The sequence below is a fragment of the Bradyrhizobium sp. ISRA442 genome (assembly GCF_038085055.1).
GTDB lineage: Bacteria > Pseudomonadota > Alphaproteobacteria > Rhizobiales > Xanthobacteraceae > Bradyrhizobium.
The window spans coordinates 1-353 of record NZ_JALGCN010000077.1 but is presented as its reverse complement, the minus strand read 5'-3'; the positions used below and the strand labels follow the sequence as shown (position 1 = coordinate 353).

Genomic DNA, 353 nt, shown 5'->3' with positions numbered 1-353 from the left:
CAGGTTGCCCTACCGCCGCATAAGGAAGTCGTCTCGTGACAGGACGATTTGACTCGCCAGATGAAGCCAGCAATGCCGAGGCCTCGACAAAGGCGATCGTCTTCGTCGTCGAGGATGACATCTCCATGCGTCGCTCGCTTACGAATCTTTTTCAATCGGTAGGGTTAGGCGTCATTGCATTCGGATCGGCGCGCGAAATGCTGCAGAGCCCAATCCCGGACGTTATTAGCTGTCTGGTTCTTGATGTCCGGCTGCCAGGCTTGAGCGGCCTTGACTACCAGACCGAGCTAGCAAGGTTGAACATACATATTCCGATCATTTTCATTACCGGCCATGGCGACATTCCAATGACT

1 protein-coding gene is annotated in these 353 nt (G+C 53.8%); it reads left to right on the top strand.

What is annotated here, in order from left to right; all coding sequences use genetic code 11:
- Positions 1-35 precede the first annotated feature (35 nt).
- Positions 36-353: response regulator (locus tag MTR72_RS40270; protein ID WP_341512356.1), on the top strand; the 318-nt coding region annotated here is incomplete at its 3' end.